The organism is Glaciecola sp. 1036, from assembly GCF_050306235.1.
Lineage (GTDB): Bacteria > Pseudomonadota > Gammaproteobacteria > Enterobacterales > Alteromonadaceae > Glaciecola.
The window spans coordinates 518,056-538,396 of record NZ_JBLWFH010000002.1; the positions used below are offsets into that span (position 1 = coordinate 518,056).

Annotated in this window: 16 protein-coding genes; 10 read left to right on the plus strand and 6 right to left on the minus strand. The window is 40.1% G+C overall.

All coding sequences use genetic code 11. The annotated features are described in order from the left end of the window. Window positions 1-102 precede the first annotated feature (102 nt). The 4 genes from ACNKW3_RS04955 (at window position 103) to ACNKW3_RS04970 (ending at window position 3,935) form a co-directional block, all read left to right on the plus strand. Window positions 103-1,083 (plus strand): class 1 fructose-bisphosphatase, encoded by a 981-nt coding sequence (locus ACNKW3_RS04955; RefSeq protein WP_427398160.1) that lies wholly within the window; start codon window positions 103-105, stop codon window positions 1,081-1,083. Between the two features lie 134 nt (window positions 1,084-1,217). Continuing rightward, on the plus strand, window positions 1,218-1,751 hold the full coding sequence (gene ppa, locus ACNKW3_RS04960; protein WP_427398161.1) for an inorganic diphosphatase: 534 nt from the start codon (window positions 1,218-1,220) through the stop codon (window positions 1,749-1,751). A 75-nt stretch (window positions 1,752-1,826) separates the two neighbouring features. Then, window positions 1,827-2,288 (plus strand): DUF3299 domain-containing protein, encoded by a 462-nt coding sequence (locus tag ACNKW3_RS04965; RefSeq protein ID WP_427398162.1) that lies wholly within the window; start codon window positions 1,827-1,829, stop codon window positions 2,286-2,288. Between the two features lie 27 nt (window positions 2,289-2,315). Continuing rightward, a complete protein-coding gene (locus ACNKW3_RS04970; protein WP_427398163.1) occupies window positions 2,316-3,935 on the plus strand; it encodes a methyl-accepting chemotaxis protein in 1,620 nt (539 codons plus the stop codon). 145 nt (window positions 3,936-4,080) lie between these two features. On the opposite strand, the gene ACNKW3_RS04975 is transcribed toward ACNKW3_RS04970, so the two are convergent. From ACNKW3_RS04975 to uvrA, 5 genes are all read right to left on the minus strand, one after another. Continuing rightward, window positions 4,081-8,277 carry a cache domain-containing protein gene (locus tag ACNKW3_RS04975; protein ID WP_427398164.1) on the minus strand — a complete coding sequence of 1,399 codons (4,197 nt, stop codon included), beginning with the start codon at window positions 8,275-8,277 and terminating at the stop codon, window positions 4,081-4,083. A 164-nt stretch (window positions 8,278-8,441) separates the two neighbouring features. Next, window positions 8,442-8,852, minus strand: coding sequence for an alternative ribosome rescue aminoacyl-tRNA hydrolase ArfB (arfB, locus tag ACNKW3_RS04980; protein ID WP_427398165.1), 411 nt, complete (start codon window positions 8,850-8,852; stop codon window positions 8,442-8,444). A 4-nt stretch (window positions 8,853-8,856) separates the two neighbouring features. Then, window positions 8,857-9,561, minus strand: a complete 705-nt coding sequence (locus tag ACNKW3_RS04985; RefSeq protein WP_427398166.1) for a 2OG-Fe(II) oxygenase — start codon at window positions 9,559-9,561, stop codon at window positions 8,857-8,859. A gap of 10 nt (window positions 9,562-9,571) precedes the next feature. Continuing rightward, window positions 9,572-9,976 (minus strand): acyl-CoA thioesterase, encoded by a 405-nt coding sequence (locus ACNKW3_RS04990; protein WP_427398167.1) that lies wholly within the window; start codon window positions 9,974-9,976, stop codon window positions 9,572-9,574. A 3-nt stretch (window positions 9,977-9,979) separates the two neighbouring features. Next, on the minus strand, window positions 9,980-12,817 hold the full coding sequence (gene uvrA / locus ACNKW3_RS04995; protein WP_427398168.1) for an excinuclease ABC subunit UvrA: 2,838 nt from the start codon (window positions 12,815-12,817) through the stop codon (window positions 9,980-9,982). A gap of 218 nt (window positions 12,818-13,035) precedes the next feature. Here uvrA and ACNKW3_RS05000 point away from each other — a divergent pair, with 218 nt between their 5' ends. The 3 genes from ACNKW3_RS05000 to ACNKW3_RS05010 all read left to right on the plus strand — a co-directional run bounded on the left by ACNKW3_RS05000 (window position 13,036) and on the right by ACNKW3_RS05010 (window position 16,445). Continuing rightward, window positions 13,036-14,403, plus strand: a complete 1,368-nt coding sequence (locus ACNKW3_RS05000; RefSeq protein ID WP_427398169.1) for an MFS transporter — start codon at window positions 13,036-13,038, stop codon at window positions 14,401-14,403. Window positions 14,404-14,607: 204 nt separating this feature from the next. Continuing rightward, window positions 14,608-15,189 (plus strand): RNA polymerase sigma factor, encoded by a 582-nt coding sequence (locus ACNKW3_RS05005; protein WP_427398170.1) that lies wholly within the window; start codon window positions 14,608-14,610, stop codon window positions 15,187-15,189. Between the two features lie 92 nt (window positions 15,190-15,281). Further along, window positions 15,282-16,445, plus strand: coding sequence for a LysM peptidoglycan-binding domain-containing protein (locus ACNKW3_RS05010; protein ID WP_427398171.1), 1,164 nt, complete (start codon window positions 15,282-15,284; stop codon window positions 16,443-16,445). 1 nt (window position 16,446) lies between these two features. On the opposite strand, the gene ACNKW3_RS05015 is transcribed toward ACNKW3_RS05010, so the two are convergent. After that, window positions 16,447-17,493: a GDSL-type esterase/lipase family protein gene (locus tag ACNKW3_RS05015; protein WP_427398172.1), complete on the minus strand. Its 1,047-nt coding sequence runs from the start codon at window positions 17,491-17,493 to the stop codon at window positions 16,447-16,449. Between the two features lie 991 nt (window positions 17,494-18,484). On the opposite strand from ACNKW3_RS05015, the gene ACNKW3_RS05020 reads away from it, so the two are divergent. The 3 genes from ACNKW3_RS05020 (at window position 18,485) to ACNKW3_RS05030 (ending at window position 20,037) form a co-directional block, all read left to right on the plus strand. Further along, a complete protein-coding gene (locus tag ACNKW3_RS05020) occupies window positions 18,485-19,120 on the plus strand; it encodes a hypothetical protein (protein WP_427398173.1) in 636 nt (211 codons plus the stop codon). A gap of 125 nt (window positions 19,121-19,245) precedes the next feature. Beyond that, entirely contained in the window at window positions 19,246-19,728 is a 483-nt protein-coding gene (locus ACNKW3_RS05025) for a hypothetical protein (protein WP_427398174.1), read from the plus strand. A gap of 81 nt (window positions 19,729-19,809) precedes the next feature. Further along, complete coding sequence (locus ACNKW3_RS05030; protein ID WP_427398175.1) at window positions 19,810-20,037, plus strand: hypothetical protein; 228 nt, start codon at window positions 19,810-19,812, stop codon at window positions 20,035-20,037. The last annotated feature ends 304 nt before the right edge of the window (window positions 20,038-20,341 follow it).

A 20,341-nucleotide genomic window follows, 5' to 3' on the forward strand; every position in this document is an offset into this window, starting at 1 on the left:
TTAGGACATCCAGATAAAACAAAGGTTGCATTGTGAAATTTGTTTTGGATGTTTACAATCAGAGTTTCAATATCTTTAACAAATAAAAGGACCCTTGCTTACATGAAACGGCTAAACTCTCAATTACAACAGGATGGCGCGCCATTAGAATTAATACTGCTTATAAGGACATTGTTGGCTGCTTGTAAAGAAATATCTTTCCGGGTGAGTCAGGGTGCATTAGCGGGAGTGTTAGGGTCTACACTTTCTGAAAACGTACAAGGTGAGAAACAAAAAAAGCTTGATGTTATCTCCAATCAAATCTTAAAAGATACATTAAGAGAATCCGGTTACGTGAAGGCTATTTCGTCTGAAGAAGAAGAGTCGGTAGTTCCTTGTAGCCCTGATGGTAATTACCTTGTTAGTTTTGACCCATTGGACGGCTCTTCAAACACTGAAATAAACAGCTTAATTGGTACAATTTTCTCAATCGCCCATGCGCCGCAGTGGATGGAGCCAGACGATCCGTCAGCATTCTTGCAGCCTGGCACGCAAATGGTCGCTGCCGGATACGTGCTATATGGACCATCAACAATGTTGGCCATGACAACGGGTCGAGGCACACATTTATACACCTTGGATAAAACCCATGGTGGATTCTTAGTGACTCAAGCAAATGTGAAAATTCCAGAAAAAACCGCTGAATTCGCAATAAATACCTCTAACCAACGTCATTGGGAAGCACCTATTCAGCGTTATGTTAGCGAGTTGATTGCTGGAAGCGAAGGACCAAGAAAGAAAGACTATAATATGCGATGGGTAGCAGCCATGGTGGGTGACATACATAGAGTATTGTGCAGAGGCGGGATCTTTATGTACCCGTTCGATAAACGAAATCCATCTATGCCAGGTAAATTGCGCTTGTTATACGAAGCAAATCCTATGGCCTTTTTGATCGAGCAAGCAGGTGGATTGGCGTCAACTGGTGAAGGTAGAATCATGGAAGTCATGCCACATGAAATCCATCAAAGAGTGCCAACCCTTCTTGGCTCGAAAGAGGAAGTTGAATATTGTCTCAAGTGTTATAAGGAAGATAAGAAGTAATTTAGCGTCTAATTAAGGCATCTACGCCTATTTGACTATTTGAATCTACTTTATGCGCAAGTGAAAATTATCTATACTTGCGCAATCTTTGTTTTTTATCTCAATTATCACAAACTTATCTTAAAGGAAAAATAATGAGCCTTAGTAACGTCCCTGCCGGCGACAAACTTCCAGATGAAGTTCTTGTCATTATCGAAATCCCAGCATTTTCTGCACCAGTAAAATACGAAGTTGATAAAGATACGGGAGCATTATTCGTTGACCGTTTTATGGGTACTTGCATGCAATACCCTCTTAACTATGGTTACGTAAATAACACCTTATCTGATGACGGTGACCCAGTCGATGTGTTGGTGATGACCCCGCATCCTTTAGTCGCGGGTTCTGTGATAAAGTGTCGACCAGTAGGTGTATTAAATATGACTGACGAGTCTGGTCAAGATGCCAAAGTTATCGCAGTACCAGTTGCTAAGTTATCTCCAGCATACGACAACATTCAAAATATCGAAGATGTTCCTGAGTTAACTAAGCAACAAGTTGAGCACTTTTTCTCCCATTATAAAGATCTAGAAAAAGGCAAATGGGTACAAATTGATGGTTGGGGTGATATTGACGCAGCTAAACAAGAAATTGTGTCAAGTGCTGAAAGATATGCCAAAGACGCTTAAAGGGTATTTTGTAATATAATGAAAGCTCGCAGTCGCGAGCTTTTTTTTTGATGATTCTTGAATGAGAGGTTAGGAATGAAATATTGGCTGTTTTTATTTTCATTATTGTCGTGTTCAGTATGTGCCGAAGAGCCAAGGGAGTTATTTTGGGAAGATTTAGTACCAATTGACTTTGTAGTACCAGAGGTGAATGTAAATCACAATGGCAACATGTCCCAAGCTGAGCCTGATGCACCAGTGGTTGAAGAACTGAATAATACGCTAGTTAAAATTCCCGGTTTTGTCGTACCTCTTGAAGGAGATTCCACAGCGATTACTGAATTTTTACTGGTTCCTTTCTTTGGGGCTTGCATTCATGTGCCGCCACCGCCTTCAAATCAGATAGTTTATGTAAAATTTTCCGAAGGTGTGCCGATAAGTAATTTAAATGATGCTATATGGGTGACAGGCACTTTGTCCACTGAAGGGTGGAAAGGTGACATTGCTTCTGTTGGCTATCGACTAACGGGGATAAAAATAGACTCGTTTGAAGGCTAAATTATTTATACGGAGTTTTGTTTTGAAATGAACGTGTTAGCAAAAATGAGTATTGCTCAAAAGTTATTTCTCATACCAGCGTTTGGAATTATTGCATTCTTTATTTACGTGGGTATTACCTATTCAACCGCTAGTACTAATGTAGCATTACTTGAGCAAGCACAAAACGAGCAATTTCCCGCTTTGTTAGCATCAAGGGAAGCCCTTGTTGCAATGGAAAATGCCAAAACTGCTTTGGCTTCCGCGGTTACAACAGGGGATGAAGAAGCCTTAAGTTTCGCCCAAACCCAAGCGAAAAAAGCGGATAGCGATTTAGCCTCCATTCTAAAACTTAACAGAGATTTAGCGCCACAAGTCGACAGTATTAGATCAAATTTCGAAATTTATTTCACCACTGCCTTCGACGTTAGTGAATCCATGATTAAAGGTACGGCCGACTTTTCAACCTTAGCTGAACGCTCTGAAGCAATGAACAACGCTTTTAACAAAGCAGATGCCGACTTGTCTGAATTTAGTGCAGAACAATTAAAAAAATTCGAATCAGCGATTGAAGAATCAAATGCTGCAGCTAGCCAATTGAGTACCATAGGGTTAATTTTAGGTCTCGTAGTAGCTGTAGTCCTAATAGCCGTAGCTATTCCAATTGTTAACAACTTGAGAAGCAGTATTCAAAACGTGGTCAATTCACTTAAAGATATCGCCAAAGAAGATGGCGATCTTACTGTTCGTATTAGTACCAAAAATACCGATGAAATTGGCGATCTCGTTTATTGGTTCAATCAGTTTGTGGAAAAACTACAAGGTGTTGTCACCGATATCGGCAATGCAAGTAAGCCACTTGCTGCTTTGGCAAATAACCTAAATGACGTATCAAGTAATGCGCGACAAACCATAGTCGCCCAACAATTGTCAGCCAGTGATGCAAAAACCGCTGTGGATGACATGACTGCAAGCGTAGACGCTGTTGCTTTAAGCGCAAATGATGCAGCCTCTGCGGCAACCGAAGCTTCATCAGCCGCTTCTGAAGGTCAACGGGTAGTTAATCGCACAGTGACCAGTATTCAAACTTTAGCTTCGCGGGTAGACGAAACGGCTGTAGTGATTAAAAAGTTAGAAGAAGATTCTAATAAAGTTGGCGTGATTTTAGATGTGATTAAAGGTATTGCTGAACAAACTAACTTGTTAGCACTCAATGCTGCCATCGAGGCTGCTAGAGCTGGAGAACAAGGTAGAGGATTCGCTGTGGTAGCAGATGAAGTTAGAACCTTGGCGTCAAGAACTCAACAATCGACGGAAGAAATCCAGTCTACTATCGAACAATTGCAATCGGCGGCACGTTCTGCGGTAACAGTAATGGCGACAGGTACTGAGCAAGCGACGCATTCAGTAGATGAGGCTAATAAAGCTGGCACTAGTTTAAATGCAATTACAGAAACCATTGCTCGTATAACAGCAATGAATGATCAGATTGCCAGATCAACAGGTGAACAACAAACGGTGGCGAAATCTATCAGTCAAAACGTTGATGATATTAATGCTCGCACAGTGGATACCGCAACTAGCTCGGAACAACTTACTTTGGTTAGCCAAGAACTTGAACAGTTGTCCGAAGATTTTAGTCAAATTATGCGTCAGTTTAAATATTAAGTTAGGTCCCCGCTTTCGCGGGGATGACGACAATAATAGTTCGGGATGACGACAATAATAGTTCGGGATGACGACAATAATAGTTCGGGATGACGACAATATTAATGTGGCGATGACGACAAATTTAAACCGGAGATAATCTAGCCTAGTCTGTCTCCGGTAGCGCTTCGCCTTTCACCAAATTAAGATTTTTCAGTACCAAGGGTATTAATCCCAATGTGGCTGTAGCTATGCTAATAAAGGAAGTTAGCGAATCTCCACTTGAATAGTACAGCACTACAACAATTACAATAAATATTGTAAAAATTGGAATGCGTAATATCGGCCATATGCCGGCAGAAGACTTATCCAACCAAGAAGCCACAGTGCGTTCCGATTCAGCAGACAAAATAAAGCGAGTAAAGCTTTCATTGATGATGTTCCATCCTTTGTCTCGATAAATATAACCTCGTCTAACTAAATGTTCTAGCACGCCAGCATTGCTTGGGTTTAGACTTGCGCCACTGGCCATTTGCCACAAGGCCAGCTTTTCGTTAATGGTACAAAGTTCCCACTGACGACGATAAATGGGCCCTGCTTGCACCAAAAAGAATTCAATTACTTGCTCTGGCATCCAATAATGCGCTAAGTCTTTTTCTTCTTTTTGCTGTTTGACTCTGTTGTGGTACTCATAAAATTTGTCTTTAACTTGGGCTAACGATTGCCAGCCTTTAGCCTCATATTCGACAACTTTTCTGATATCCACAGGATTCTTGAGACGATTTTTTTGCTGAGGTAACCAAGCATATTCCTTATCAAATTCTGAGAATAAACGTGTCCAGCCGGTGATTAAATCGATATTGGGCTCAATCTCTGGGTCAAATTTTCCAGAATACGCCTGTTGGTGCATTAGGCGGTATAATGGAGATGTGTCAGCCACAATTACCAATTTAATTCGCTTATTAACGTGTAATGAGTTAAGCAGACTTAGCGCTTGGGAGGACAATTTAAGATCACCACTGACCTGTTCAAGTCCATAAATTGCGATGATCAGCACTTGCTCAGGTGCTGTTTTATCTAAGGCCACTTTAACTTCTTCTTCAAATAGATAGAGATCGTTAACCCGTTCTAAGCAATCATTAATATGATGAAGTTTGTTATTAAACAGCTGTAAATTTAGCTCATTGAAAATATTGCTTGCCAATTTGGTGGTTGCATTCAGCAATAAAACCCCTTGGCAATCCACAGTGCGAGAAAGTTTAAGCAAATAAGGATAACTCATACCCTTGCCTGCAAAGTTGTCACATGGTCTTACAACCCTGAAATGCTCTGGAATATGCTCTCCCATCATCCGTTTAACCACTAGGTGCTTTAACATTTGGAATAACAGCACAAAAAGCCCGATGAAACTCAGGATTACAAACCCCAAATTATTATTACTTGCGGCTAGCATTAACCCATCGGGCCGATATATCAATTTGGACTCTGATTTATCTGTACTCAACTCTTCGATTTTTGCTAAATAGCTTAATTGCGTACCGAAATCACTTTGAAATGCCATTTTCCTAAAAATGTGGTCTATTAGGTTGTCGGTATAGTTAGCTTCATTAGACGCATTTACAAATTGAATCCATTGAGTATCAGTTGGGGTTTCGTCGGCTATGAATTCTGATGGGAAGCTACTAAGAAAGATATCTTTGCTATTTTTCTTCTCAACCAAGGACATCAAGACGTCATTTTGTTCTTTCTTAGAGGATGCATCCATCAAGAAAATGTTAACAAACGACTTAATCTTGCTGTCTTTGGTTTCGATCTCTTGATTAATGTGCTGAATTTGCAAATCTGCTTGACGTTGCAACAAATACCCATTTGTGCTGTTGGAAATGATAACCCCAGGTACGCCACTTACCAGAAAAACTAAGGCAACTAAAAAGTACACATAACCTCTGGTAAAGCGATATTCACCAACTTTATGTTTAGGGCGAATCAGACATTCACTAGGGGCAAGTGTTTGCGGCTGTTTAGCGCGGCGAATAACCAGAAAATAACAACCCGTAAGGATGATACAGCCAATTATAAAGGAAGCGTAATTGGTCATGATGTAATCTAAATGAATAGATTGAGAGAGGCCTAAGTGCAAAACAAACAAGACGAAAATAACACATAAAACACTTGTTTGCGGGTAAGTTAATCTGCTGTAAGGCCGCAAATCAACCTTCATTCGTCTATGTAAAAATGCAACGACACCTAAACAAAGGGTCGCCCATACAAGCAAACGAAGGCTTAATTCTGTAAAAATACCAATGGAAAACATGATAAATACGGACACACTAAGAATAAATAGTGCCCATTTTCGATATCGTAGTGCTTTAAGTTCTTGAAAAAATAAAACCTCAGTCCAAAATTTTTGTTGGGTAATGGCACGCAGCAAAGCAAAAGAAGGCAGAATAATGATCAACAAGGTGATAACGGCTAAAAATACCAATAGCATATTGTTGAGTGATAATTCGTAAGGGTTGTAAAAAATTACCAAGCGCCAAGGTAGCGGATTTTTTAATGCTGGACCTTTTTCACCGGCGGAGCTAAGAGAGCCAATGGTGATAATATGATCATCACCTTTGTAAGCTAATTTCATCGTAATTGGATTTGTGGTTATCTCTGCATTTTTATTGGCAATTTGTAATTCGGGATTGTTAGCTGATTCAACAATAAAATTTTCAATTAAACTGAGTTGTTCGTCACTGTGATATTGCACAACGCCGTTTTGGTCTATGACCGCAAACCCAAATCCTCGGGGTAAAATTTTATCTACCAGACTACGAATGCGAGTTCCCGCAATGATAAATTCATTTTTGTCGTCAAAAGGTAATGCAAACATTGAATTTTTGCGTCCATCTTCAATGTTGTTAATCCTTTGAAGATAAAAGGGTTGAACGTTTTTATCACTGTTTTTATGCTGCCAATAGTTTTTTGCTAAACCTGCTTGAACATACTTCCTATGATTTAAATCTAACTTACCAGTAATAAAAATGTTTTCAGACACGTAATAAGCAGGGTATTGATTGCTCATAAAGCCACTAGCATCCACTATTGCGATTTGTTCAATCACGCCTTTTTTCGCTGTGTTTTTATCCTTGTCTTTCAAGTCGAATACTAAGTCTTGGGTTTTCAGGAGATTCTGGTAATAGGAGTTATTTTCAGTTTCTGTGCTTGGCTGTATAACGCCCATATTCTTGGCATTAGTTAAAATCGTCGAAATTATACTTTCGACTTCTTGATTGAATTCAGATTTGATATCGTTAAACAACTGTTTGGACTGGGTTATTTTTGCTGACTCAAGGTAACTAAAAAATAAGTGTTGATTAATAGCGATGCTTAAAATGCCAACAGCGAGAATTAAGCCTAAGGCTATTTGACTCTTATCACCTGTAGTAAAAGCATATCTGTTGCTAACAAATCTGAGTTTTAATAAAGGGGTTGATGCAATAATCAGTAAAAGTATCAGGATCAGCCACATGAGAGATTTGGGGGAAACTTCTAGTTTAGCCAAATTAATTAACTGACTTGGTACAACGCCAACTAAATATAACTGGTCGTCTCCTTTAAAAAAGTTGTCACCGGACACCGGCTTAATATACAAGCGAACATCAGTGTTATTAATCGACATGTCACGTATTTGACTTCCGGCTATAGGATTACCATCTATTTGGTTAATATGCTCTATTTGCTGGAATTGTGCTTCAAAAATGCTGGTATCTTTATGTAAAAAACGTTTTTGACCAATAATTACGCCTTCTTTATTGGCAATTAAAACTAGTGGAAACTTGGTCACATGATTGGTCAGCAGAGAGCCTGCATCAGAGATTAGATGCAAGGTTGAATGGGTAATAACAGGAGTATATTCAGATCCCAGTTTATACAACTGGCTATGAAACTCTAGATTTCGATCTAGTATGACGTCGAATTTATGAATTTCTCCCTTTTCTGCAAATGATTGATTATCTAATTCTTCTCCCTGATAGATAGTGAAAGGTGTGCGTTTTAATAAAGTTATATTTTCCAGTTCTGGTGATTGACGCATTTGACTAAGCCGAGTTTCAATCACCTTGTTACAGCGCTCAGAAGCTGCTGCAAAGCGACATTCAGAAGCACTTTGTAGGAATTTTGTAGTTGACTTAATCTTCTGAAATGATTCTTTTAAGGCTACTTCAACCCGTTCTAATTCACGCAATTGCAAAGTATTAAAAGAGGATTCATTGTTTTTTATTTTTAAATAATAAATAAGCCCTGAAATACCCGAGCCAAGCAAAAGTACCAAAGTAAACACAACAACTCTGTTGATATTTCGTTTAAGCGGTGTCATCTAACATCCTGTTTAGTCGCCAGCCCGAAGTCATACAAAAACGAGTGTACTGGCAACTAACAAACTTCCGCGAGTGAGTCGTTATGAAATGGGGATTTTATTAGCTTAAAAATTGCACAAAATTAACCAAATTACAACTTATTACACAAGCATTTTGTGGGGGTTTAGTAAATACGACCTCTTAGAGCCTTAATTTTGCCGGTGTGTTTTTTATTATCTACGCGCTTTTTCTTAGCCGATAGGCTGGGGCGAGTTGCTTTGCGTGGTTTTTTTTCTTTAGTAACCGACAAAATAAGCGCTTGTAAGCGCTGAAGTGCATCGTCCTTATTCTTTTCTTGGGTTCTAAAGCTTTGCGCCTTAATTACTACAATGCCGTCTTTGTTTATTCTGGTATCGCTTAGTTCAAGCAGTCGTGCTTTGTAGATGTCGGGTAAACTTGATTGATTAATATCGAATCGCAGATGGATTGCTGTTGCGACTTTATTGACATTTTGTCCGCCTTTACCCATTGAGCGTATAGCATCAAATTCAATCTCATTTTCACTTATAGTCAAAGAAGGGGTAATGGTAAGCATCTTATTATTGACCCGCGGCAAATAAAGCATTTGCCGGATTGAACAATACCCAAGAGGTGAGAATATATTTATCATTAGACACAGGGATATTTCCTCTATGTGTATGGGTAAAGCCACTTGGCGCAATCACCATAGTGCCGGCCTTAGGACGAATTTTCTTTTGTTGGTAAAAAAATTCAGTTTCGCCACCTTCTTCAACGTCGTTTAAATAAAACATGAATAACAAGACTCTATGCAGAGCTTCCACACTTTTGGGTTGCGGATAGGTCTCAGAATGCCAATAAGGATAGCCGCCTTCGCCCGCAGTATATCGTTGGGCGTTGATTTCCCCCAATCTAAACACATATTTCATCAGGTGTTCTAGTTGAGGTTCGCCTAACTCAGCAAAATTTTCATGGGTTAACTTTACCGGATTACCGGTTTTTGGGTCTTTCATGGTTAACCCTATTGGGGCGATAAGCGCGAAGTAATAGGATCTGAAATAGTCGATTAAGCGTTCTGTAGTGGCTTTAAATACTTGTTGGCGAATAGGCTCAAATTCGGCATGGCGGTTTATAGACACATCCACCGAATTTTTCATGGTTTTATCGACGCCGCCGCCAGTTTTTCCAATACCAAGATTTTTACTGGATTCAAAAATATTAATAATTTGCTGGCACGTATCTGGGGTTATAGCGTTATCAACTACTTGTATAAAATCTTCTGACATCCGTTGCTGACTAATTTTCCGTTAGGTCAATATAGTGTGCCATTAATTGGGTGCGAATTTCATCATTAATTGGTACAGATTTTTGCTGTTTGTAGTCAAAATGCACCAAAGTAGTTGTGCCTTTTGCTTTCAGACTGCCTTGCTGCCAAACTTCCTGATACACCTCAAAGGAGCTTTTGCCCAATCGACATATCCAAGTTTTTATTTCCACTGGACTACCCAAATAAATTTGCAGTAAAAAATCCACATGATAATTGGCTAAGATCAGAGGCCAGTTATCTAAGTCTAAATTTGGTGTGAAAGCTCTGAAAATGGGCATTCTAGCGGTTTCAAACCATCCCACTAAAACTGTATTGCTAACATGTTTCAATCCGTCGGTTTCGTAAAACCTAACGTCAAAGCTTTCACTTAACATCGGTTATTCCTTGTGTTGTATTAACATAGGGGCAAGAAAACGAGCCGTGTGAGAGCCTTCAACTTTTGCCACCTCTTCCGGAGTTCCTTGTGCCACTATAGTACCACCACCAGAACCACCTTCTGGGCCTAGATCTACAATGTAATCCGCAGTCTTTATGACATCTAGGTTGTGTTCGATAACTACCACTGTATTTCCGTGGTCTCTTAGCCTGTGCAAAACAACCAAGAGTTGTTTAATGTCATGGAAGTGCAATCCGGTGGTTGGCTCATCCAAGATATATAAGGTTTGGCCGGTGTCTCGTTTAGACAGCTCTTTGGCTAATTTCACGCGCTGGGCTTCACCACCAGAGAGTGTTGTCGCGGCCTGACCGAGCTTAATGTAAGACAGACCTACGTCTATTAAGGTTTGCAGTTTTCTTGAAATTGCCGGTATCACATCAAAGAACTGACGGGCATCTTCCACCGTCATTTCTAAAACTTCATGGATGTTCTTGTCTTTAAACCGTATTTCCAAGGTTTCTCTGTTGTAACGTTTGCCAGCACATACATCACAAGGTACATAAACGTCTGGTAAAAAGTGCATTTCTACCTTAATTACACCATCACCCTGACATGCTTCGCATCGACCACCTTTTACGTTGAAACTAAATCGACCTGGTTTATAGCCTCTAGAACGCGCTTCTTGGGTGCCTGAAAAGATTTCACGAATAGGAGTGAAAATGCCAGCATAAGTGGCTGGATTAGATCTGGGTGTACGACCAATTGGACTTTGATCAATATCTACCACTTTATCTAATTTATCTAAGCCTTTCATCGCTTTATATGGTGCAGGCTCGTTGGTGGTGGCTCTGTTTAATTCAGTTTGCGCAATTTGATAAAACGTATCGTTTATAAGTGTTGATTTGCCTGAACCTGATACTCCAGTAACACAGGTCATCAAGCCAACCGGAACACGCAAATCAACCGATTTGAGGTTATTCCCAGTGGCACCTGTTAACTCTAGCCAATGACATCCTTTTGTCGGTGTTCGCTTTTTCGGTACTTCAATCAATTCTTTTCCCGACAGATATTTGCCTGTTAGGGAAGCTTCGGAATCCATTATGGCTTTTAAATCACCTTGAGCAATGATTTCACCACCATGAACACCAGCCCCTGGGCCAATATCAACTATGTAATCAGCTTCTCGAATGGCGTCTTCATCATGTTCTACTACGATTACTGTGTTACCTAAGTCGCGCAAGTGGCGTAAGGTATTTAACAAACGCTCATTGTCTCTTTGGTGCAAGCCAATACTCGGCTCGTCTAAAACATACATAACACCCACTAAACCCGCACCAATCTGACTTGCTAGACGAATTCTCTGTGCTTCTCCACCAGAGAGGGTGTCGGCACTGCGATCCATAGATAGATAATTTAAGCCTACATTGACCAAGAATTGTAACCGCTCAATAATTTCCTTCAGAATTTTTTCCGCAATAGCCGCTTTTTGACCAGTTAAGGATAGATTTTCAAAAAATGCTAGTGAATCAGATATAGAACGAACAGTGACACTTGGTAAATTTACATCTTCTATAAAGACGTGCCGAGCTTCTAACCGTAAACGTGAGCCTGAACAGCTTGAGCAGGGCTGTTGAGCTAAATATTTAGATAATTCTTCACGTACTGTATTGGATTCAGTTTCTCTGAATCGCCTTTCCATATTTGGAATAATGCCTTCGAACGGATGTTTGCGTTCCATGATATCGCCGCGTTCGTTAATGTAGCGAAACTTGATGTCTTTACCGCGCGAGCCATTCAGAACAATATCTTTGTGTTCAGGATCCAGCTTTTGAAACGGGGTTTGTAAACTAAAACCAAAATGCTCAGCCACAGAAGATAGCATTTGATAATAATAATAACTTCTTTTATCCCATCCTCGAATTGCGCCGCCTGACAATGAAAGTTCATCATTGCTAACAACGCGTGCAGGATCAAAAAACTGTCTAGTGCCTAAACCATCACAGGTTTGGCAAGCACCTGCAGGGTTGTTAAAAGAGAATAATCTTGGTTCGAGTTCAGATATACTGTAACCGCAGTGAGGACAAGCGAAGTTTGCAGAAAAAACAATTTCTTCTTTATCAGGCTCATCCATGTAGGCAACTTTTGCATTGCCCGCCGCTAAGTTTAGTGCAGTCTCGAAAGACTCCGCTAAGCGCAACTGTAAATCGTCACGCACTTTAAATCGATCTACCACTACTTCAATACTGTGTTTTTTGCGTAAATCCAATTCTGGTGGATCGGAAAGGTCACAGACTTCGCCATCGATACGAGCTCTAATGTAACCTTGCGCAGCAAGAGATTCGAGGGTTTTAACATGCTCACCTTTACGCTCTTGGACCACAGGTGCGAGCAGCATTAGTTTGGTCCCTTCTGGCATTGCTAGCACTTTATCGACCATTTGCGAGATGGTTTGTGCGTCTAGCGCTACATTATGATCAGGACATTTTGGCGTACCTACTCTTGCGAACAATAACCGAAGGTAATCATAAATTTCGGTAATGGTACCCACGGTAGACCTAGGGTTGTGACTGGTAGACTTTTGCTCGATTGAAATTGCTGGAGATAAGCCTTCTATATGATCTACGTCGGGCTTTTCCATCATAGATAAAAACTGACGCGCGTAAGCAGAAAGGCTTTCAACATATCGACGTTGTCCCTCGGCATATAAAGTATCGAAGGCGAGGGAAGACTTACCTGAACCTGATAGACCTGTAATGACCACTAATTTATCACGAGGCAATTCAATGTTGATATTTTTGAGATTGTGGGTGCGGGCTCCGCGAACTTCTATCTTGTCCATAAATCCTATGATCGACGAAAAACGGGTTAATCGGCTATTATGCCATAAATGAATCGGAAATGAGTATTTAGTTACGTCATTTCAAAGTAAGAGATCAGACTGATTAAAAATTCACCAAACACAAGGGCGGCTCAGCAAAATAAGTGTTTTTACTTATCAAAACCATCGAAAAACAGTACACTCTGAGCCCGTTTTAATCAGAGGTAATTCAGGCAGCAATGAATAGCACTAAACTCACATCACAAGAGCTTCGATCTGGCTTTAGCTTGGCGGCTGTTTATGTGTTCAGAATGTTAGGGTTATTCATGGTAATTCCAGTGATTGCCGTTGCGGCTGTGGAATATCCTGATTATTCTCCTCTGTGGGTAGGTTTAGCTATAGGTGGTTACGGACTTACCCAGGCAATATTGCAAATCCCCATGGGTATTCTTTCCGATAGATGGGGTCGTAAACCTGTTATTTTTATCGGACTCACCTTTTTTGCTATAGGTAGTTTAATTGCCGGTTTGGCCGAGAACATGACAATGCTTACCCTTGGTCGAATTCTTCAAGGAGCTGGTGCTATAGCCGGAGCCGTTATGGCCTTAGCCGCCGATGTTACGCGGGAGTCTCAACGCACTAAAATAATGGCCATCATTGGCGTTTCAATTGGATTTTCCTTTTACATTGCTCTATTGGTTGGCCCTATAATCGCTAGTGGTTTTGGGCTGTCAGGGATTTTCTTTTTGACCGCTGCTTTAGCCTTACTTTGTTTTCCGTTGGTAAAATTTGGTGTACCAAACGCACAAAATAATCATGCGTCAGGTGATTCTTTGCCTAGAGCAAATTTGTTAAAACCTCTTCTTAAAAACAAATATCTATGGCGTCTGAATTTTCTAGTCTTAGTGCTACATCTATTAATTACCAGCTTCTTTGTGCAAGTGCCGGTTATTTTAGAAGCTACAGGAATTGAATTAGCTGATCATTACCAGGTTTACGGCATTATTCTGGTAGTGTCAGTTATATTGTTAGTGGGTTTCATCCGCATGAGCGATAAATTCCCAGTCGGCAATATGTTCAACTTGGCCATTTTATTCATGGCAGTAGGATTCGTATTACTTACTCAAGTACCGAGTTATTATTTAGTGCTTGCCGCAGGTATTAGCTTTTTTGTTGGATTTAACTTTTTAGAAGCCAAGATGCCCGCGATGGTTTCGTCTATTGCCCCTGCCGGTCAAAAGGGTAGTGCCATGGGGATCTACGCCAGTTATCAGTTTTTTGGCGCATTCTTAGGCGGCATTCTTTCAGGGTTGGTAAATACTTACTACGAACCTAAAGTTAGCCTTATCGCTTGTTTAGTACTTATTTTTGCAGCTAGTTTAGTATCTAGAGGTCTAGCGAAAGTCGAAAAAGTCAAACGGATAACGCTAGCGCAAGTTGGTGAATACAACGAATATAATATTCAACAGCAATTGGACATTTTAATGGCACTTGATGGTGTTAAAGACATTACTACTGATACGGATGCTAACGTCTTTTATTTGAAGGTAGATGCCAAGCAGTTCGATGTGAAAGCTGCAAAATCGGCGATTGAACACTTAGGATAATTCTAAAATCTAAATTTCTGCGCGATCTCTATTTGCTAAAAAAACTCAACAGCTAGAATAGATTATTCTCAAAAATATGCATTTTTTTGCATAGAAATACAAAAAACCACGATAAATTTTCAAATTACCACGCTTTTAACCACGTTTGTGACCACATTGCCACTTTAATCTCTCCATATCGTCAACGGATATGAAGGGATTACCATGAAAGCTCGAAAGATTAATGAGGATGAGATTGCCGCAATTTTGGTCAGATGTCAAAAAAACGAAAAAGCTGCACTGACCAGTTTATACATCAAGGTGTCTTCCTTGTTGCATCATTTTGCCATGGGAATAGTGCATAACGATGCGCTCAGTTGCGAAATCATTCAGGATAGTTTCATTCAAATTTGGGAAAACGTCGACAGCTTTGATGTTAAACGTGGAACGCCACTTTCATGGATGCGCACTATAGTTCGCAACAAAGCAATCGATAAGCTTCGAGCTGAAAACAAACACTTACGCTGGCGTTTTGCCGATGGCGAAGAGCATATTGATGAAATTCAAAGTGATTTAGACACCCAGCCAGATGAGGCCTTGGTTAGAATTCAACTACATCATTTTTTTGCTACTCAATTTGAGCGTTTACCAAAGGATCAAAGCATCAGCTTACGCTTAGCCTATCTGCATGGATATTCCAGAAATGAACTTGCCGATATGCTTAACACTAACGTTAATACGGTAAAGTCTTGGCTCAGACGCGGCGCAAATTCGATTCGAAATCAAGACTGTGAAGTCTTTGAATAAGCGATTAAAAATTATGAGGTTAGTGCAACTTTTTAACTAAGGTTGTCGTTTAGTTAAATATCGAAGATTTGACGATATAAGAGTATAAAACCATGGGTAATCATAAGTTGAAAATTAAGTCGATACTAGTTGTGTTATGTATGTTGGGGCTTTCTGCTTGTGGCATGACTCAAAAAACGTCGACAAAGGATGCGGTAGCTAACAATAAACCCATTGAGCATGCACCAGTAACCAAAGTACCACTGCCTATTGCAGAAGCTAACTTAACACCAAAGCAACGGATGTCAAAAGCCGTTCGCAGTTTGGAAAACGGAGAATCAGAAGTTGCTGAAGTTGAGTTGATTGAATATCAAAAGTCACAACCTAATAGCCACCGTGCTGCTAATCTCTTGCGTCAGATAAGAACACCGTCAAGGGACTATTACCCATCAGATTATTTCACCCTTGAATTAAAATCGGGTCAAAGTTTATCAACCTTGGCGAAAAAATACTTAGGCACACCATGGGATTTTTATGCATTGGCAAAATACAATCAAATTTCCAATCCTAGTAAAATACATATAGGTGCAGAAGTAAAAATTCCCCTTACACAGTTGGCAAAGCAGGTTAGAAACCAAGAAATAAAGCCTACGCCCGTTGCGAAAAAAGAAACCTTAAAAGTTGACAGTGCGCCAACAAAAAAAGAAGTGGAAGCGGAAGATGTAGCACCTGCGCCAGTGCAATCTGAAGTGGATGAATATGTACAATTGTCAGGATTAGAATTATTGCAACAGGCTATTTCACTGAATACTTCAGGCGACTATGTTGAGGCGAGTTTTGTATTCGATGAATTAAACGAAAGAACCGGTTTGCCGAGCGAAATGCAGAAACAAATCCGCCAAGCCTTAATAGTCAATTTGCAAGCACGCTCAGAGAGCTTGATTGAAACTGCGCCACAAAATGCTGCTGAGTTGCTTACCCAAATGGGCGACCTTTATCTAACAGACAGTGATGAAATCAAAGCTTTTGAAGCTTTTAAGTCAGCTAAAGAAGTAGATCCAACTAACTCAAACGCGGCGAAAAGCTTTGAGCAATTACGCGAACAAATTAGTGAACATTATCACCGTGAAGCTTCTATCGCGTTTAGACAACAAGCCCTTGATGAAGCCATTGAAAAATGGGATCTAGTACTTTATGTCAATCCCCAGCATTCAAACGCACTAGCATATCGTACCCAAGCTGTGGAGTTAAAAAAACGATTAGAAGCCATTAAATAGACTACCATTCTAAGTCTTGTTGCAACACCTTAACTAAGTTTTTCGCCATACGTTTATTGGTAATGATATTTGGATGCCAATGACAGCCATAACCATCTTGAGGTTCGATTTTTCCTAAATCGATAACCTTGAGATTGTTGAATCTCACTTTTTCTAACTCTTGTTTATGGTGTTGGCGTACATCTGCAACAAGCATGGGGCTAACTATTAGATATATAGGCTGTTCAGGATAAGTTGAACGGACTTCTTCTACTAAAGCCGTTACCCCATCTCTATATTCTTCGGTCACACTGCCAGTCCAATAATCGTTAGTGCCGATTAAAATGGTGATTACATCTGGACGGTAGTCATCTCCGTTCCAATGCGCTGTAGCATCGTCTGCAAGCGTGCGCTTGTAACGCTCAAGAATAGTAGGACTGTTAGGCGTTTCTTCACCATAGGAACGCCAAGCGCCTATGCCAGACCATGCTATCGCGTGTAAATCTGCGTTAAATTTTTCAGCGGCAAGGGCAACATAAGTTAATAATTGATTGCTAGTTTCTTTGCTATAGCCGCAAGCATTGTCTGGCCCTTCTATGCCGTAGCCTGCTGTAATAGAATCGCCAATCGCTAATATTTTACGCGCAGGCGCTGGTGGAGTTTCAAGTAACTTACCGTCTACACTAGGCTCAGGTTGAACAGAGGAAACTGCGGTAAAAGATTCAGTTACTCGGGTGACTCTGATTTCATGCTCACCTAAAGGCAAATTGCTCGCTAAGGTGTATGACTTAAAGGGGCCCTCAACCCATAAATCTGATTCTTTATCATCAACTTTAACTATAAATCTTAGGCGCTCAGTAGCTGCTAATGGAATAGATGCCTTTGTACCGTAAAAGCGAAACTCAAAAGCAGATCCAGGCCAAGTAAAAGCCAGAGCGTTATTTTCTACTGGTTGGAAACGACCAATCAATCTTATAGCTTGATCACTGGATTTTGGGATAGACGCTTGAACGATTCCTGAGCTTGAAAGCATGCAGATAAAAAGAAGAAGAACTTTGATGTAATTCATGGCAGTAAAAACTTATTTAGGGTGGAGGCTAATGTTAACAGCATTGTTATTACAAGCAATTCGGATGCTAAAAACAAAACCTTATTTATTAAAAAACGCTATTTGTCTTCTAGGAGAAGGAGCAGCCAGTCAGGCTTATGACTTTGGATTTCTGCGATGTGCCATAAGCTGCCGTTCAAATATTTGTAAATTAACGTTACATTCTTACGTTTTGCGGAAGTAAGCATGGAAGAATCGCTATTGAACTAGCTACGAAGAATCGTCATCGTGGCGCAGGCCACGACCCCCTTGGAACATAATGAAATTAATTAAAACCAACACAAAAACAAGCAAGTAGATGCCTTTAGCCAAAAGTACAACTTACAAAAGCTTGTGTACTTTGAACAGTTTCTCCTATAGCCAGGAAAATGACCCATTCGCTTGTTTTGCTGCTTCATCATTTTAAGCAATGACGGAAAAGTCATTCAGTAGCAACACCTTACAAACTATGATAAAACTGGTACAAACAGATAAACGACCCAAGGCTTGGTAGAAAAACGACCCATTGGGTCACTATTAAATTGTTATGTTTTCAGGGATAGATCTGAGTGATTAATTTAAAGTGGGTGGTGATATCAATCATTGTCCCATTATTAATAGTAGTATTGGGAGTTCAGAGCTCTTATTGGTTTTCTGTTAGAAGTTCATTGAGAGATCTAGAATTCCTTTACATCTTTGCCGCTGTTATTGCTGGTATTCTGTGTTTCAACAAATTAATCATTGAGCCCAAATCCAAGAAGGTATTTTTTTGGCTCCTGTACTTAATACTAATGTCCCAAATCGTATTTTGGGGTAGTCTATTAACAGCTTGCGCTAATGGTGACTGCCTCTAAGAAATCCATACAAGTTAAAGCCGCGGAAAACCACTCGCTGCGCTCCCGTTTTCCGCTGTTCAAAGTGTTGAGCCTATTTTTGAGTCAGAAGGATTTATTGTAATAAGGGAATATTTACATTGATAAAGTCAAAAACGTTTTTGTTAACAATCATCGCGTTACTGTCAAGTTTGTTGGTTTGGCAAACGTTCAAACACACCCAGATTAAACGGGATATTTCGAAAATACAGGAGGCGAATCATGATTCTTTGATTAGTCAGGGAGCTGTTGACAAAGCCAAAGTCAACTCGACTGACTCAATTGTGATTGCAGAGTTGAGTGCTTCTAACGATGCTGATTTGCAACCTAAACAAATTTGGGGTGATTCAGTTAAAAAAATCGAAAATAGTAGTGATGCATTAAATGTTTTAGAGATGACGCAACCCGATGACTCTGTTTATGATAAACCACCTATCTACGATGATGAGTGGGAGTATTCTACCGAGACTACTATTAGTGATCTTTTTTACACTCATGAATACTTGAGCGACCTCATATTAGAGTCAATAGAATGCAAATCATCGGTTTGTGAATTAAAGATTAACAAAAACTCGGAAGATACTACAAAGACGTCATCACTTACTGATTTGCATCAGATTTCATTAGTACAAATGGCACTTAATGATAAGGGTATCGAAATAGCTCATAATAAGCCTCTTGAGCTACAAAGAGTCGGCGGCTCGTTGGTTTTTAAGTTGCATGACCCTAAATTGTAGGTAGGCCTAACAAGATGTTGAATAGAGATTATCAGCTGATGTCATGTCACTTGCATTAGCAACCGTCACGCCATAATCTGATAATTCGCTAACTAAGCGTTATGGCCCAATATGGAAAGTTCAGAATGAAATTTATAATGATATTGTTATCCGTTTTATCTCTTTCTTTGCAAGCTGAAGAACTTACGGAGCGAGAGAAATTATCTATCAATAAGTATTTGGCAGAGCGAGCATCTACATTAGAGGCAGTTGAATATGCTGGTGGTAGGGAGTTTTTGTCAGGATCGCTTTCAAAGAAGAATGAAAAAATACTAGCTATGTTGTATACCCTAGAAGGGTTTAAAAAGGGAAATAACTACTATTTTTTCTTGGTAGTATTTAGTCGTACTGAAAGTGGGCTAGCTTTTTTATCTGATAGTCTGGTTGGTGGAAAAGGTTCACGTACATTGTCATTTAAGTCAATGGGCAACTCACTAATCGAATTTACGTCAAAATTTTCGCTTCCTGGCGACCCTCAATGCTGCCCTACTGGTGAGGGGACTGCAATATTTTATGTTAACTCAAGGGGAAAGTTGAGGGAGCTAAATGTATCGCCAAAAATGCCATAACAAGTGTTTTATGTTCGCAAGCAAAGCTTGCTGGATTCACTGCGTTCACCACACAAACAAGCTTTATGTTTCAAGAGAGACATGAAGAGAGTAACTATATACATCGACCACGTAGACGATGATACCGATTTCGTTTTCATGCACGAGTGGCTTGAAAAATGGAAGGGTTCAGTGCGTATAGAGGATTACTCTACTGGAGGCTGGGAGCATACATGGGATTTAGAAGGTCCCGAAGAAGCAATAGCGGAGATTCCTAAAGATTGGCACTGTGCTAGTAAGTGGGCCACTCCAGAAATCTTCAGGAAATAAGTAATGCGCAAACACCAAAACATAATCGGGTAGCCAAGGGTCTCTAACCCTCAGCCCCCACAACACCCTGCATGAGGCTTCTCCATTATCGATTGCCTGTTTGTGCCCGATATTTAGGAGTTAATTGTCCGCTTAGCAACGAGGCGTTCAATAACCATCATAAAAACCTTTCTCTCAGTTTAATGAAAATCTATTTTTAAAAAGCTCTAACCTGAACCTAAGCTCCTTGTAGTGGCATAGTTAGTTTGGCCACCTAACAAGAGATGGTATGCTGTTTAGCATATCAGGATTAGGTGACAAAAAT

Bases quoted from the DNA above. Each gene is read 5' to 3' on its own strand.
- ACNKW3_RS04955 (WP_427398160.1), top strand. From the start codon at position 103: ATGAAACGGCTAAACTCTCAATTACAACAGGATGGCGCGCCATTAGAA.
- ppa (WP_427398161.1), top strand. From the start codon at position 1,218: ATGAGCCTTAGTAACGTCCCTGCCGGCGACAAACTTCCAGATGAAGTT.
- ACNKW3_RS04965 (WP_427398162.1), top strand. From the start codon at position 1,827: ATGAAATATTGGCTGTTTTTATTTTCATTATTGTCGTGTTCAGTATGT.
- ACNKW3_RS04970 (WP_427398163.1), top strand. From the start codon at position 2,316: ATGAACGTGTTAGCAAAAATGAGTATTGCTCAAAAGTTATTTCTCATA.
- ACNKW3_RS04975 (WP_427398164.1), bottom strand. From the start codon at position 8,277: ATGACACCGCTTAAACGAAATATCAACAGAGTTGTTGTGTTTACTTTG.
- arfB (WP_427398165.1), bottom strand. From the start codon at position 8,852: ATGCTTACCATTACCCCTTCTTTGACTATAAGTGAAAATGAGATTGAA.
- ACNKW3_RS04985 (WP_427398166.1), bottom strand. From the start codon at position 9,561: ATGTCAGAAGATTTTATACAAGTAGTTGATAACGCTATAACCCCAGAT.
- ACNKW3_RS04990 (WP_427398167.1), bottom strand. From the start codon at position 9,976: ATGTTAAGTGAAAGCTTTGACGTTAGGTTTTACGAAACCGACGGATTG.
- uvrA (WP_427398168.1), bottom strand. From the start codon at position 12,817: ATGGACAAGATAGAAGTTCGCGGAGCCCGCACCCACAATCTCAAAAAT.
- ACNKW3_RS05000 (WP_427398169.1), top strand. From the start codon at position 13,036: ATGAATAGCACTAAACTCACATCACAAGAGCTTCGATCTGGCTTTAGC.
- ACNKW3_RS05005 (WP_427398170.1), top strand. From the start codon at position 14,608: ATGAAAGCTCGAAAGATTAATGAGGATGAGATTGCCGCAATTTTGGTC.
- ACNKW3_RS05010 (WP_427398171.1), top strand. From the start codon at position 15,282: ATGGGTAATCATAAGTTGAAAATTAAGTCGATACTAGTTGTGTTATGT.
- ACNKW3_RS05015 (WP_427398172.1), bottom strand. From the start codon at position 17,493: ATGAATTACATCAAAGTTCTTCTTCTTTTTATCTGCATGCTTTCAAGC.
- ACNKW3_RS05025 (WP_427398174.1), top strand. From the start codon at position 19,246: ATGAAATTTATAATGATATTGTTATCCGTTTTATCTCTTTCTTTGCAA.
- ACNKW3_RS05030 (WP_427398175.1), top strand. From the start codon at position 19,810: ATGAAGAGAGTAACTATATACATCGACCACGTAGACGATGATACCGAT.